The 13,906-nt window shown below is 67.6% G+C and carries 10 protein-coding genes; 5 read left to right on the top strand and 5 right to left on the bottom strand.

The window, feature by feature from the left end; all coding sequences use genetic code 11:
- The first annotated feature begins 317 nt into the window (after positions 1-317).
- Positions 318-1,118: a methyltransferase domain-containing protein gene (locus ACFVJ5_RS21830; RefSeq protein ID WP_379222551.1), complete on the top strand. Its 801-nt coding sequence runs from the start codon at positions 318-320 to the stop codon at positions 1,116-1,118.
- On the opposite strand, the gene ACFVJ5_RS21825 is transcribed toward ACFVJ5_RS21830, so the two are convergent.
- A complete protein-coding gene (locus tag ACFVJ5_RS21825) occupies positions 1,119-1,415 on the bottom strand; it encodes a hypothetical protein (RefSeq protein WP_056823697.1) in 297 nt (98 codons plus the stop codon).
- Positions 1,416-1,626: 211 nt separating this feature from the next.
- Between ACFVJ5_RS21825 and ACFVJ5_RS21820 the strand changes: the two genes are divergently transcribed.
- Positions 1,627-3,081: an aldehyde dehydrogenase gene (locus ACFVJ5_RS21820; protein ID WP_379222549.1), complete on the top strand. Its 1,455-nt coding sequence runs from the start codon at positions 1,627-1,629 to the stop codon at positions 3,079-3,081.
- Here ACFVJ5_RS21820 and ACFVJ5_RS21815 read toward each other — a convergent pair.
- The 4 genes from ACFVJ5_RS21815 to ACFVJ5_RS21800 all read right to left on the bottom strand — a co-directional run bounded on the left by ACFVJ5_RS21815 (position 3,078) and on the right by ACFVJ5_RS21800 (position 8,165).
- Positions 3,078-3,257: a hypothetical protein gene (locus ACFVJ5_RS21815; protein WP_378635048.1), complete on the bottom strand. Its 180-nt coding sequence runs from the start codon at positions 3,255-3,257 to the stop codon at positions 3,078-3,080. The two genes, ACFVJ5_RS21820 and ACFVJ5_RS21815, sit on opposite strands and share 4 nt — an antisense overlap.
- Before the next feature lie 233 nt (positions 3,258-3,490).
- A complete protein-coding gene (locus tag ACFVJ5_RS21810) occupies positions 3,491-5,320 on the bottom strand; it encodes a phosphoenolpyruvate carboxykinase (GTP) (protein WP_379222547.1) in 1,830 nt (609 codons plus the stop codon).
- 249 nt (positions 5,321-5,569) lie between these two features.
- Positions 5,570-7,030, bottom strand: coding sequence for a hypothetical protein (locus tag ACFVJ5_RS21805; RefSeq protein ID WP_379222546.1), 1,461 nt, complete (start codon positions 7,028-7,030; stop codon positions 5,570-5,572).
- 25 nt (positions 7,031-7,055) lie between these two features.
- Positions 7,056-8,165, bottom strand: a complete 1,110-nt coding sequence (locus tag ACFVJ5_RS21800) for a hypothetical protein (RefSeq protein WP_379222544.1) — start codon at positions 8,163-8,165, stop codon at positions 7,056-7,058.
- A gap of 133 nt (positions 8,166-8,298) precedes the next feature.
- Here ACFVJ5_RS21800 and trmB point away from each other — a divergent pair, with 133 nt between their 5' ends.
- Genes trmB through ACFVJ5_RS21785 form a run of 3 tightly spaced genes read left to right on the top strand, consistent with a single transcriptional unit; the run spans position 8,299 to position 13,874 of the window.
- The gene (gene trmB, locus ACFVJ5_RS21795) at positions 8,299-9,102 is read left to right on the top strand and encodes a tRNA (guanosine(46)-N7)-methyltransferase TrmB (RefSeq protein ID WP_378635039.1); all 804 of its coding nucleotides are present in this window, start codon (positions 8,299-8,301) and stop codon (positions 9,100-9,102) included.
- Positions 9,099-9,815, top strand: a complete 717-nt coding sequence (locus ACFVJ5_RS21790) for an NYN domain-containing protein (protein ID WP_379222542.1) — start codon at positions 9,099-9,101, stop codon at positions 9,813-9,815. The genes trmB and ACFVJ5_RS21790 overlap by 4 nt, the downstream gene beginning before the upstream one ends.
- Positions 9,816-13,874 (top strand): MMPL family transporter, encoded by a 4,059-nt coding sequence (locus tag ACFVJ5_RS21785; protein ID WP_379222540.1) that lies wholly within the window; start codon positions 9,816-9,818, stop codon positions 13,872-13,874. It abuts the gene before it with no gap.
- Positions 13,875-13,906: the final 32 nt, after the last annotated feature.

Below are 13,906 nucleotides of genomic sequence, written 5' to 3'. Positions count from 1 at the left end.
AGACAAACGTCGGCCCCCACACTAGCGGGTGTGCTCCACGCAACACGGCTGTATCGACCCCGCCCGCCCAGATCAGCCCGTCGCACCCGAGCTGACCCCGTGAAGACGAACCCGGCGTAATCACCCAATCGAACCCCGTCCAGTCAGTTTTTCCGACTCCACAACGCCGAAACAGGTGATTGCGCCAAGACCCCACCAATCTCCACCCCCACCAATCTCCACCCCCACCAATCTCCACCCCCACCAATCTCCACCCCCACCACCCAACGCCCCCACCACCAGCCGCGACCGAAGGGTCTGCCCATAAACTCCTGCCCGTGCCGATCGCCACCCAGCCGACAACCGAGCAGCCCGTCCATCGACGCGACCGATCGAGGTTCGCGCGCCGGGCCACTCTGCGCCGCTCGCTGCGCCTGCTCACCAGCTTCCGCTTCGAGCAGTCCGACCCGGCCCGCTTCTACGGCGGCATCGCCACCGACAGCGCCGAGCTGATCGGCGACTTCTACGCCGACATCACCGGCCGCGATCTCACCGGCACCGTGGTCCTCGACGTGGGCGGCGGCCCCGGCTACTTCGCCGACGAGTTCACCGCGGTGGGCGCGCGCTACGTCTCGGTGGAGCCCGACCCGTCGGAGATGCACGCGGCCGGGCTGCGGGTGTCGGGTTCGGTGCGCGGATCGGGGATGGCGCTGCCTTTCCTCGACAACTCTTTCGACGTCTGCTTCTCCTCCAACGTCGCCGAGCACGTGCCGCAGCCGTGGCTGATGGCGGACGAGATGGTGCGGGTGACCAAGCCCGGCGGCCTCATCGTGTACTCGTACACGGTGTGGCACGGACCGTTCGGTGGGCACGAGACCGGCCTCTGGCACTACCTCGGTGGCGAGTACGCGGCCCGCCGATACCGGCGCAAGAACGGACGCGAACCGAAGAACAGGTTCGGCCGGTCACTGTTCGCGGTGACGGCAGCGGATGGGTTGCACTGGGCAGCAACGACTTCAGCCGACGTGCGGACTATTTTTCCGCGTTATCACCCACACTGGGCCTGGTGGCTCGTCCGAGTTCCGGTCATTCGCGAGCTACTGGTCAGCAACCTGGTAGTGGTGGCTACCAAAGCATGATCACGCCAGCCAGCTCAAGCGCCGCGACCTCCGCATCGGCTCGGGTAACACCCTGACCCACGGCGACTCCTGAATCGCCAGGCCTACGGTCTCCAACGTGGTCAGGCCGACCTGATCGGCCAGCGCGCCGACCATCGCGACCGCCTCAGCGGCCTGGATAGCGGCAGTCGCCTGCTCGATCGTGAGTGTGCGGCCGGGCAGGAATGAGACAACCCATCCGCCACTGCCCACACTTTTCGCTTGATGGTCGGTCTGGTCGCTGGTCATCAACGATCGGCCGATCACTTGCACAGCCATGAGTCGGTCTCCCCAATTCGCTGTTAATGTCCGATGAATCGAGCGAGCTGATCAGTAGCTAAAGCATCCCCTTTTCACCAGCGGAACGCAATAGTGCGTTTCCCCGAAAAGCGAACCGACAGGTTGGAATTCGCAATCTTCACAGTCGTTGCGCCGCAGCGAATTAGAACAGGTTGCAGACAATTCGCCCGCAAAACTGTAACGTGTTCTCATGCACTACGACAGTCTGTTCATCGGCGGGAAGTGGACCACCCCGGCCGGTAGTGACCGCATTTCGGTGGTCTCCCCTGCAACGGAGGAGACCGTCGGCAGCGTGCCGGCGGTAACGAACGCCGATGTCGACGCCGCGGTCGCCGCGGCGCGCGACGCGTTCGACAGCGGGCCGTGGCCATCCACACCTCCACTGGAACGAGCGGAGGTACTCACCAAGGTTGCGCGGCTGATCGAGCAGCGTTCGCCGGAATTGCTCGCCGCGCTCACCGCGGAGATGGGCGCGCCGACGTTAGCCGCCTTGACACTCAACCAGATTCCCGCCGTCGCGGCACTCGACGCACTCACCGAGCTCGCGAAGACGTTCGCCTGGAACGAGACTCGAGTCGGCCTGTTCGGAACCTCGCGTGTCTCACGGGAACCCCGCGGTGTCGTCGCCGCGATCACCGCCTGGAATGTCCCGTTGTTCCTCGCCGCGAACAAGCTCGGACCCGCTCTGCTGGCCGGCTGCACCGTGGTACTCAAGCCGTCGCCGCTCACTCCGCTGACCGCCAACATCCTCGCCGACCTCTTCACCGAGGCCGGCCTGCCCGACGGCGTGCTCTCGGTACTGCCCGCCGACGCCGAGGCCAGTGAATACCTCGCCGGCCACCCCGGCGTCGACAAGGTGACCTTCACCGGCAGCACCCCGGTCGGCAGGAAGCTGGCCGCACTGGCCGGTGCGCAGCTCAAGACCGTGTCGCTGGAGCTCGGCGGCAAGTCGGCCGCCATCGTGCTGCCCGACGTCGACCTCGCCGCGAGCATTCCCGTGCTCGCGTTCTCCGGACTGATGAACAGCGGGCAGGGCTGCGTCGCGCAGACCCGAATCCTCGCGCCGCGCAGTCGCTACGACGAGATCGTCGAGGCGCTGGTCGCGCACGTCAAGACCATGCAGACCGGTGATCCGACCGATCCCGCCACCCAGCTCGGCCCGCTGATCAGCGAAAAGCAGCGTGACCGCGTGGAGGGCTACATCGCCAAGGGCAAGGCCGAGGGCGCGCGACTGGTGCTCGGCGGCGGCAGGCCCGCCGGCGTGGACCGCGGCTGGTTCGTCGAGCCGACGATCTTCGCCGACGTCGACAACTCGAGCACCATCGCCCAGGAGGAGATCTTCGGCCCGGTGCTCTCGGTGATTCCGTACGAGACCGAGGACGAGGCCATCGCCATCGCCAACGACTCCGACTACGGTCTCGCCGGTTCGGTGTGGACCACCGATATCGAGCACGGCGTCGAGGTCGCGGCCCGGATCCGTACCGGCACCTTCGCGATCAACTGGTACGCCTTCGACCCGACCGCACCGTTCGGTGGCTACAAGAACTCGGGCATCGGCCGCGAGAACGGCCCCGAGGGCCTCGACGCGTTCTGTGAGCAGAAGTCGGTCCTGATGCCCATGGGCTGGACCGACTCCGCCTCCTAGTTCTCCGGCATATGGACCCGGAGCACCGGCTGCGCGGCCACATCACCGCGGGCTGGTAGGTCGACGACCTCGACCCGCCAGCCCGGGGGCAGGACCCGCTCCAGTCGGCCCGCCACGCGCTGCATGGGCGTGCTCGAATAGGTGTCGGACTCGAATCCGGTCACCAGATCGGTCATGCGTCAAACCACCTCTCAGCGTCGATCTCGTCGTTGACCGCGTGGCGGTGCAGGAGTCTCGCAGGGGTTTCAGCTCGAGAGGAAATATAAGCGACAGTTACGCTGACACCACCAGCGACTCTCTGACATAGCCAGATGTACCCATAACGAGTTCGCGGAAATCATCGGACGAACTGCGCACAAGCAGAACCGCCCGTACCGAAACGGTACGGGCGGTTCTGTGTTCGGGGGGATCAGCCCAGGCGCTCCTTGAGTGCCTCGAACTCGTCACGCACGCCCGAAGGCAGCTTGTCGCCGACGAACTCGAACCATTCCTCGATCGACGGGATCTCCTTGCGCCACTCGTCGGCGTTCACCGCGAGTGCCTCGTCGACGTCGGCGGCGACCACGTCGAGGCCGTCCAGGTCGAGATCGGCTGCGGACGGCACGTTTCCGACCGCGGTGGCCGTGGCGCCCGAGCGGCCCTCGATGCGGCCGACGATCCATTCCAGCACGCGGGAGTTCTCACCGAATCCGGGCCACAGGAAGCGGCCGTCGTCGCCACGACGGAACCAGTTGACGTAGAAGATCTTCGGCAGCTTGTTCGAATCGGCGTTCTTGCCGAGGTCGATCCAGTGGTTGAGGTAGTCGCCCACGTGGTAGCCGAGGAACGGCAACATCGCCATCGGGTCGCGACGGACGGTGCCGACCTTGCCCTCGGCGGCGGCGGTCTGCTCCGAGCCCATGGTGGCGCCCATGAACACGCCGTGCTCCCAGCCGAACGACTCGGTCACCAGCGGAACGGTGGTCTTGCGGCGACCGCCGAACAGGATGGCCGAGATCGGCACGCCCTGCGGGTCGTCCCACTCCGGCGCCAGGGTCGGGCACTGCGACATCGGGGTGCAGTAGCGCGAGTTCGGGTGCGCGGCGTGGCCCTCCGACTCGGGGGTCCAGTCGTTGCCCTTCCAGTCGATCAGGTGCTGCGGGTCGCCTTCGAGACCCTCCCACCACACATCGTTGTCGTCGGTCTGGGCGACGTTGGTGTACACGGTGTTGCCCGCGTCGATGGTGGCCATCGCGTTGGGGTTGGAGCTGTGGTTGGTGCCCGGCGCGACGCCGAAGAAACCGAACTCCGGGTTCACGGCGTAGAGCTGACCGTCCTTGCCGAAACGCATCCAGGCGATGTCGTCGCCCAGGGTCTCCGCGCGCCAGCCCGGGATGGTCGGCTGGATCATCGCGAGGTTGGTCTTGCCACAGGCGCTCGGGAACGCGGCGGCGACGTAGTAGTTCTTGTTCTCGGGCGAGATCAGCTTGAGGATCAGCATGTGCTCGGCCAGCCAGCCCTCGTCGTGGGCCATCGCCGAGGCGATACGCAGCGAGTAGCACTTCTTGCCCAGCAGCGCGTTGCCGCCGTAGCCCGAACCGAAGGACCAGATCTCACGGTCCTCGGGGAAGTGGGTGATGTACTTGGTGTCGCTGCACGGCCACGGCACGTCGGCCTGACCCTCGGCCAGCGGCGCGCCCACGGAGTGCAGCGCCTTCACGAACGGCTTGTCGGCGCCCAGCTTGTCGAGCGCGGCCTGGCCCATGCGGGTCATCACGCGCATCGAGACGACCACGTACTCGGAGTCGGTGATCTCCACGCCCAGCTTGGGGTCCTCGGCGCCGAGCGGGCCCATGCAGAACGGCACCACGTACATGGTGCGGCCCTTCATCGAGCCGCGGTACAGCTCGGTCATGGTGGCGCGCATCTCGGCGGGGTCGACCCAGTTGTTGGTCGGACCGGCGTCGGCCTCGGTGGCGGAACAGATGTAGGTGCGCGATTCGACGCGGGCCACATCGGAGGGATCGGACAGTGCGAGGAAGGAGTTGGGCTTCTTCTTCTCGTCGAGCTGCTTGAAGGTGCCTGCCTCGACCAGCTGAGTGGTCAGGCGATCCCATTCCGCGTCGGAGCCGTCGGCCCAGACCACGCGATCGGGCTGAGTGAGCTCTGCGACTTCCTGTACCCAGGCGAGCAGTTCACTGTGCTCGGTCGGCGCCGTGCCGTCGGATCCACGAAGACCAGGAATGGTCGCTGAGGTCATGAAAACTCTCCTGAGATGGGCGGTTGTTCGATCCATCGATCGCCACCATGGGCGGGTAAGGCGTCCGCAGTGACCAACCGTCGCACAACCCCGATAGACGGCTAGGAAGGCCGTACACGGACGGTGGCCGCGCATCGACTGGCAAGAGCGGACGCCCAGGTTCCTGCCTCAAGGTTAACGCGATATGACGACCGATATGGCATCGGGCTCCCTAACAGGTACCCACAGGTGTATCGGTCAATCCCGCGCTCACAGTCGATCGAGCGTGGCGATGTCACGCTCACAGGCCGTCAGCTGTGCGGGACGCTCCGCGACGAGCCTGCGCGCGAGCGCGTCGAGTTCGGTGACACGCCGATCCACGGCCACCGCCCGCGCGGTCGATTCCCGCACCACGTGCTCGGCCAGTTCGGCCTCGATGTCCACCAGCACTCCCGCGACACGCTGTTCGAGCTGGGCTTTGACATTCACCAATGCCTCGGAGACCCACTGGGCCATGTGGTTGCGTTCGGCGAGTTGGCCGCGGGCGCGCACGACCCAGTAGGCCGCGCCCGCGCCCAGCAGCAGCGTCACCGGAACGCTCGCCACGTCGAGTGTCGGAACCAGCGACAGCGGCGCCACGATCAATCGGCCGAGGCCGACACCGGCCGACGCGCCGAGCGCGATCATGAGGTGATCTTCGACACCTCGGTGTCTCTTGTCGGGATCCGGACCGACCCGCGGCGCCGGATCGCGTCGACGGGCGGTCGGCGCGGCGGTGCCGATCCGGCGGGCCGCTTCGATGACCCGTTCGTCGATGACGGCGTCGACCGAGACCGACAGTTCACCAGCCGCCTGCTGCACACGCTGGGGGTAGGCGCGCAGTTCGGCGCGGTCGCAGCGGTCGAGTTCGGCACGCGACCGGGTATGCAGTGCGCGCACCATCGCGCCGAGCTCGGTGGTCAGGTCGACGCGGGCGAGCTGCACCTGGCTGCGCACCGCGGCGAGGCCGGTCTGGCGACCGCCGTCGCGCTCGGCGACCAGTCCGACGCGTTCCTCTCTGATCCGGGCGGTGTCCGTGCCGGAGCGCAGTGCGGTGATCTGTTCGTCGATTCTCGCTCTGGTGTCGGCGAGTACCCGGGTGCGGACGGCGGTGCGGCGCTGGGCGCCGTCGGCCGGTCCTTTCGCGGTGGCCGCGGCGAGGGTGGCGTGCAGTCCGGCCACGCCGGAGCGATCGAGCAGGGCCGAGTCGTCGGTGGTGCGGGCGGCGGCGGCCAGCCGGGCCGAGACGGCGACGATGTCGAGGTCGGTGATGCCGCGCGCGGCGAGCAGTTCGAGGTTGCGGTCGCGGGTCGCACGCCAGTCCTGATAGGCGTGAAAGCCGTTCATGGCGAGCAGGATTCGCTGATCGGCGGCGCGCAGACGGTCGATCAGGGCGAACATGTCGGCGCCGAGGACACTGCCCGCGTCGAAGAGGATGAGCGCCGCGGCCGGGTCGTTGCCGGCGGCCGGCTCGGCCAGATCGATATGGGGTTCGAAGCGAGCGAGTTCGGTGCGCAGCAGGGTGGTGTTGGCGTCGTCGGGGGCGTAGAAGTCGACGCTGCTGCCCTCCCCCGCGGCGGCCATCGCCCGCAGCAGGGCGCCGCCCTGCGGATTCCACCGGTCGATCACCGCGTCCACCGCCTCGGGTAGGGCACCCGAGTCGTCGGCGCCCGGGTCGCCGCTTGCGTCCACGGCCGATCGTTGGTCGGACGGGACCTCAGAGGCCGGCACTGGACATCCGCTCCCAGGCTCTGACATAGCCGTTGTGCACGCGCAGCGCGGCCCGCCTGGCAGCGGGGGGCATGTCGCTGGACACGACGGCACGCCAGCGGGTGGCACGGGCGAGCGCTTCGTCGGCGTCGCCGGGCGCGGGTGACGGGTAGCCCGCGGCCAGGTGCGAGACCTGCGGGCAGGCCAATCCCGCGCACAGACCGGCCCAGAGCGCTTCGTCCCCGGTGAGATAGTGCTCGATCAGCTCGCGGGCGCGGCCACCGTCGCCGGGGACCGCACGGGCCGCCAGCCGGGTCAGCTCGTCGAGCAGTTCGCCGCCACGCATCGCTTCCACCTGCTCGTATCGGCGGTGGACCAGCTTGTGCAGCGGATCGATCCCGCTCGCGGAGTGCAGGACCTGGATGATCGCCGACGAGGGCAGATCGGGATCGGCGCGCAGGGCCGACAGCGCGCAGTCCACGCCGTAGAGATCCCAGTTGGCGATCAGCCGCCTGCGCGCTTGCTGGTCGGAGCCGACGCCGATGAACAGATCGGCCGCCAGCACCGACGGCACATCGGGGCCGACCGCGAGCCTGCGCAGGTCGCTCAGATCCTCGGCGCTCACCGCTCCCGCCCTGGTCCTGGCGGCGACCGAAGCGACGACCGGCACGATCGGCAGACCGAGTTCCTGCGCGTGCCGCTGCGCCGCGGCCACGGCCTCGCCCCAGCGCGCGCCCACCGCGTCGGCCTTGTTGAGCACCACCACACCACGCCCCTGCGGCACGGTCGCGAGCAGGCGGTAATCGGCGGCCTGCGGCGCACCGGCCAGCACGTAGATCACCAGATCGCCGTCGAGGACCGGGTCGGGCAACTCGGGTTGATCGACCGGCGCGGTCTCCTGCGCCGACAACAAAGCCAGTGCGGCCATCACGGTGGTCCGCCCGCTGAGCGCACGCCCGGTGATCTGGATGTGCAGCGGACGACGACGGCGCGCGGCCGCCGCGGCGAGCTGTTCGGCGATCCCCGGATCACCCCCGCGACCTGCACCTAGAACCGAGATCAGCGCGTCGAGCTGGTCCGCGGGTCGTGTCTGTGCGAATTCAGCAGCTGTCGGCATTGCGCACACCCCCTTTTCGGAGGGCATTGTGTCAGATCCTGGCCGAGCCGGGGCCGGGCGAACCTTCTGCCGACCTGGGCGGATCAGCGGTCCCCCGAACTCGCCTGCGACGCAACTGCGCGCATGCTGGACAATGGACGACGTGAACGACGCCGCCAACCACGCCGAGCCGACCAGCCACAAGCTGTCGGAGATGCCGAACGACGCGGGCAGGCGCTCGCTCACCGGCTCCCGGCTGTACCCGCGCGTCACGAGCTTCCGCTCGCGGCGGGGCGCGCTGACGCCGAATCAGCAGACCTCATGGGACCGCACCTGGCCGGTGATCGGGCGCGATGTGTCCAACGATCCGGTCGAGGCCGACGCCTGGTTCGGGCGCGAGGCGCCGCTGGTGATCGAGATCGGCACCGGCACCGGCACGGCGACGGCCGCCATGGCGAAGGCCGAACCGCACCTGAATCTCATCGGCATCGAGGTGTATCAGCCCGGACTGGCCCAGCTGGTCCAGCAGATCGAGCGCGAAGAGATCGAGAACATCCGGTTGCTGCGCGGCGACGCCGTCGACGTCTTGGAGAACATGGTTGCCCCGGAGTCGCTGATCGGTGTTCGGGTGTTCTTCCCCGACCCGTGGCCGAAGGCCCGCCACCACAAGCGCAGGCTGCTCCAGGCGCCGACTTTCGCCCTGATCGCCAGCAGACTCAAGCCCGGCGGCGTGCTGCACGTGGCCACCGACCACGCGGATTACGCCGAACACATTCTCGAAGTAGGCTCCAAGGAACCGCTGTTCACCGGCCTGAACGACACCACCGGCGGCGACAGCGCCGCCAACCGCACTACCGCGCCGATCGGTTTCGAACGGCCCGTCACCAAGTTCGAAGGCAAAGGCCTGCGTGCCGGTAGCGCCATCAACGAGTTCATATGGGGGAAGATCGACAGATGAGCGTGAGTGAGATCGCCCCCGAGATGCCGGTGCCCACCCAGGCAGGCTCCGGTTCCGAGGCGTTGAGCGGTTCCGAGGTTCGACGCGTCCTGCTGGTCTGGGACGCGCCGAACCTCGACATGGGGCTCGGCGCCATCCTCGGTGGACGTCCCACAGCCGCTTATCGCCCCCGCTTCGACGCCCTCGGCCGCTGGCTGCTGGCCCGCACCGCCGAGATCTCGGTCGCCTCCAAGGGGCGCATCGAGGCCGAGGCCACCGTTTTCACCAATATCGCGCCCGGCACCGCCGACGTGGTCCGCCCGTGGGTGGAAGCGCTGCGCAATGTCGGTTTCGCGGTGTTCGCCAAGCCCAAGATCGACGAAGACTCCGATGTCGACGCCGATATGCTCGCGCACATCGCGGCCCGTCAACGCGACGGTGGTTTAGCCGGCATCATGGTCGCCTCGGCCGACGGCCAAGCCTTCCGTGAACCTCTGGAAGCCATCGCGGCCAAGGGAATCCCAGCTCAGGTGCTCGGATTCCGTGAGCACGCGAGTTGGGCGGTCACTTCGGATACCCTCGGGTTCGTCGACCTCGAGGACATCCCCGGCGTGTTCCGCGAACCGCTACCGCGGGTGAGTCTCGAGTCGCTGCCCGACGAGGGCGCTTGGCTGCAGCCGTTCCGGCCGCTGTCTGCGCTACTCACTTCTCGCCCTGGTCAAGGAGTCGCTTAAGTGTTCACCCGCTGGGGCGATCTGGTCTACCGTTTCCGCTTCGCCGTCATCGTTGTCGTCGGTGCGGCGATGTTGGCGCTGGGCGCCTACGGCATGGGGCTCGGCCCTCGACTGAGCCAGAGTGGCTGGTTCGATCCTGGCTCGGAGTCGGTGCAGGGCGCGCAGATCGCCGACGGGTCATACGGGCGCGACCACTTGGCGGACGTGATCGTCATGTACAACGCTCCTGAGGGCAAGACGATCGATGATCCGGAGTTCTCGAAGAAGGTTGTCGACAGCCTGGCCGGGGTCGTCGCCAAATACCCCGATCAGATCGCCAAGATCAACGCCACCTATTGGAAGGTGGGCGACGCGCAGGCCGTGCCATCTGCGTTCGGGTCCAAGGACAAGAAGCACGCGTTCGCGTCGATCGCCATCGCCGGTGACAACGACACCACCATGATGGCCAATTACCGCACCGTGGCGGACGTCTTCTACATCCCCGGCGTCGACGTGGAGGTCTCGGGCCTGCAGGCCATCGCGGTCACGCTCAACGACACCATCACGCACGACTCCAAGCGGATGGAAGTGCTGGCCATTCCCGCGGTGGCGATCCTGCTGTTCTTCATCTTCGGCGGCATCGTCGCGGCCGCCCTGCCACTGATCATCGGTGGTCTGACCATCCTCGGCGCAACCGGCCTTGTCATGGTGCTGACCAACTTCACCGAGGTCAACTCCTTTGTCACCGGTGTCGTCTCGATGATCGGTCTCGGTCTCGCGATCGACTACGGCCTGTTCATCGTCAGCCGTTTCCGTGAAGAAATAGCCGAGGGCTACAGCACGCGCGCCGCCGTTCGGCGATCGGTGATGACCGCTGGGCGAACAGTCGTGTTCTCCGCGACGATGATTATCGCCAGCCTCGGCGGCATCCTGATCTTCCCGCAGGGCTTCCTGCGGTCCGTCGCCTACGGCACCATCGCCACCGTCTCCCTCGCGGCACTGACGGCGGTGACGATCCTGCCCGCGATGCTGGCCGTGCTCGGCCCGCGCGTCGACATGCTCGGTCTCAAGCGCTTCCGCAAGACCAAGACCGCCGAGCAGGTCGAGAACGGCTTCTGGGGCAACATGACCCGCTGGGTCATGCGGCATCCACTCAAGATCGCCATCCCGATCACGATCGGCCTGCTCCTGCTGATCATCCCGGTCAAGGATCTGTCGTTCGGCGGTATCAACGAGAAGTACCTCCCGCCGGACAATCCGACCCGGTCCGCACTCGAGCACTTCTACGAAGTCTTCCCGCAGAAGAAGACCGACCCGATCCAGCTGGTCTTCGTCTCGGACAACACCAACGCGATCGGCAAGGTCTGGAAGGAAGCCAACCAAGCGCCCGGGCTGGTCGGCCCCTTCGAGGTGCCGACAAAGTCGCCGACCAACCCCGAGGTGTTCCGCACCTCGGCGACCCTGCTCGATCCCACCAACAACGCCGAGCCGACGATCGACTACCTGCGCTCGATCGCGGTACCCGACGGCGTCACGATGTACGTCACCGGTCAGCCCGCACTGATGGCCGACAGTATCGATACGCTGCTGGCCCTGATGCCGTGGATGATCTTGCTCGTCTTGGTCACCACCACGATCCTGATGTTCTTGACGTTCGGTTCGTTGGTACTGCCGATCAAGGCCGCGTTGATGAGCGCGCTCGGTCTCGGTGCGACTCTCGGCATCCTCACGTGGATCTTCGTCGACGGCAACGGCGCCACACTTCTGAACTTCACACCACAGCCGATCAGCGCACCGGTCTTGATGTTGATCATCGCGATCATCTACGGCTTGTCGACCGACTATGAGGTCTTCCTGCTCTCCCGCATGGTGGAGGCACGTGCCCAAGGCGCGTCGACCACCGAAGCCGTGCGGATCGGCACCGCCCAAACCGGCAGGATCATCACCGCTGCCGCCCTGATTCTGCTGGTGGTGACCGGCGCGTTCGCGTTCTCCGACATGGTGATGATGCAGTACATCGCCTACGGCATGATCGCGGCGCTGTTCATCGACGCCACCATTCTGCGCATGCTGCTCGTCCCGGCGATCATGAAGCTGCTCGGCGACGACTGCTGGTGGGCGCCGAAGTGGATGAAGCGCATCCAGGAGAAGATCGGCCTAGGCGAACCCATCCTCGACGACGAGCGCCCGGAACACGGTGGCGTGGTCGACCTGGTGAAGACAACCCCGATCACCGACCCGCCGACCATGCAGATGACGGCCGTCCCCGACTCCAAGCTGGCCCGCACCCCGCGCAGGCCGCGCACGGTCGCCGAGATCGAGGCCGAGGCCCCGACCCAGCGCATCGACAAGATCACCGACGCCGAACCCTCAGAGCCCACTCGTCCGCGCCAGCCGATGTCACCCGATCCGACGCGCCCCCGCGCCTCGATGCTGTCCTCGGGTGAGCCGACGCGGGAGTTGCCGGTCGTCAAGCCGGGTACGCCCGCGAAAGCCGATCAGGAAGAGCCCGCGAAGCAGGAGGACTCCGGTCCCGACCTGCCGATGTACGTGTCCGGCGAGCCGACCCAGGTGCTTCCGATCGTGAAGCCGAATACGCCGAATCCCGTTCAGGGACATGACGATTCGACCCCGGATACCGCCGAGGACGAAGACCGTGGCTATTCGGGGCCGAGCTTCGGCATACCCCCCGTACCTCTCGCCGACCTCGGCGATCCCCGAACCGGCCCCGGCGGCGCCGTTCGCCCCACCAACGGGCGCGGGCACACGAACGGCACCGCCGAAACCCCCGGTGGCCCTTCGATCTCCCGTCCCGAACCGGTCGACAACGGGTCCGGCCTCGATCTGCCCGGCATCGTCACCGGTGTTCCGCCGCGTGGCTCCGAACGCGTACAGCCGCCGTCGGGGTACACCTCCGGCGTGATCGGCGAGACTCCGCCGGTGCCTCGGGTGTCGACACCCAACGAGACCGGCGATGGAAACGGATTCGGCACTCCCCCAGCCGATTCGCCGCCGCGGCCGAGCATCGTGCCGCCGGCCAGGCCGAACACCGCGACCCCGCCGCCCCGGGGGATCGTCCCGCCGTCGGCGCCGAGGATCGTCAACACGCCGCCGACCGCGGCGCCGCAGACGCCTCATCCGAGCGAGACCCCGTCGAGCGGCACCTTCAACGGATTCAGCCCGGTGACCGCGTCGAATCTCAGGCCGGTCGCGCCCGACTCCCCCGCACCCGATCCGGGCACTCCGGCCGAGCCGAGCCGTCCGGCCGACCAGGCCGATCCCGCAGTGCGCGAGACGGATTCGCGCCCGCGTGAAGCCGAGCCCGCGGGCCCCGACTTCACGGCGGCCCCCGGCGCGCATCGCGCCGAGCCGTACCCGGGTACCGCGGCTCGCGCGGAAACGGAACCCGATTCGCCGATTCCGCCGCAGAGCGTCTTCGGCACCGCGGTACCGGTCGAACCGCAGCCGAGCGCCCCGTGGAACAACGGTATGACGGGCCCCGGCACGCCACGCGGTTTCAACCCGTCCGATCAGGACAGCGGGCCTCGCTTCTCGCCGGTCACGCCGTCCTCGGCCGAGGACGTGAGCCGTGATCGCCCTGTCGTGGATACCTCCGGCGACCGGCCGGATTCGGCTCGACCGGCAGACGTGGTGCGCCCGCAGGTGGCACCGCCCGGATTCACCGAGGTCCAGCGCGAGACCGCGCCTTCGCCCCGGCAGCCGAATTCGACAACCGGCGAAACATCGGCCACCGGTGGGGAACCGGTCGACGAGGCACCGGCGGCCGACCAGATCGGCACCCCCGGTCAGTGGCAGGCGCCTTCCGGTTTCACCGCTGTTCCGACGTCTGCCGCGTCACCTTCGGAGCCTTCGAACGAAGAATCGCCGGAATCCGCCACCGCTGACACTGGTTCCACCGGATCGGAATCCCCCGAGGACACCCGCAACGAGATCGAGAACTGGATGGCTCAGCTGCGCTCGTCCCGCCGCGGAACGGCTGCGGATGAGGGTCGCCACCACGGCAGTGAGGGCCGGACGGTCAGCGTGAACGAACTGCTGCGCCGGCGCGAGGACGACTGAGGTTCGCCGCGCTGATGCGCACGGGAACCGGC

The sequence above is a fragment of the Nocardia sp. NPDC127606 genome (genome assembly GCF_042671725.1).
In the GTDB taxonomy this organism is placed as follows: domain Bacteria; phylum Actinomycetota; class Actinomycetes; order Mycobacteriales; family Mycobacteriaceae; genus Nocardia.
Note: the sequence above shows the minus strand (reverse complement) of the source record. Positions and strands in the feature narration are given on the sequence as shown.

Coding starts and splice junctions, on each gene's coding strand:
- ACFVJ5_RS21815 (WP_378635048.1), bottom strand. CDS start 3,257: ATGACCGATCTGGTGACCGGATTCGAGTCCGACACCTATTCGAGCACG.
- trmB (WP_378635039.1), top strand. CDS start 8,299: ATGGACGACGTGAACGACGCCGCCAACCACGCCGAGCCGACCAGCCAC.
- ACFVJ5_RS21820 (WP_379222549.1), top strand. CDS start 1,627: ATGCACTACGACAGTCTGTTCATCGGCGGGAAGTGGACCACCCCGGCC.
- ACFVJ5_RS21825 (WP_056823697.1), bottom strand. CDS start 1,415: ATGGCTGTGCAAGTGATCGGCCGATCGTTGATGACCAGCGACCAGACC.
- ACFVJ5_RS21800 (WP_379222544.1), bottom strand. CDS start 8,165: ATGCCGACAGCTGCTGAATTCGCACAGACACGACCCGCGGACCAGCTC.
- ACFVJ5_RS21790 (WP_379222542.1), top strand. CDS start 9,099: ATGAGCGTGAGTGAGATCGCCCCCGAGATGCCGGTGCCCACCCAGGCA.
- ACFVJ5_RS21810 (WP_379222547.1), bottom strand. CDS start 5,320: ATGACCTCAGCGACCATTCCTGGTCTTCGTGGATCCGACGGCACGGCG.